Source organism: Burkholderia sp. Tr-20355 (assembly GCF_017104685.1).
GTDB lineage: Bacteria > Pseudomonadota > Gammaproteobacteria > Burkholderiales > Burkholderiaceae > Burkholderia > Burkholderia seminalis.
Genome location: NZ_JAAGPK010000423.1, coordinates 1 through 228, shown reverse-complemented (window position 1 = coordinate 228; position 228 = coordinate 1). Strand labels below are relative to the sequence as shown.

1 protein-coding gene is annotated in these 228 nt (G+C 57.9%); it reads left to right on the top strand.

The window, feature by feature from the left end; all coding sequences use genetic code 11:
* Positions 1-228 (top strand): hypothetical protein (locus tag G3N62_RS35755; RefSeq protein ID WP_206141574.1); only part of this gene is annotated, 228 nt, incomplete at both ends.

Sequence of the window (228 nt, the reverse complement as noted above, 5' to 3'; positions counted from 1 at the left end):
ACAGCGAAGTGATCGAGCTATTCGTCGACGACAGACCCGTCGAGGTCGAAGTCGACAGCGAATCGATCGAGCTATTTGCCGACGACAGGCCCGTCGAGGTTGAGGTCGACAGCGAAGTGATCGAGCTATTCGTCGACGACAGACCCGTCGAGGTCGAAGTCGACAGCGAATCGATCGAGCTATTTGCCGACGACAGGCCCGTCGAGGTTGAGGTCGACAGCGAAGTGA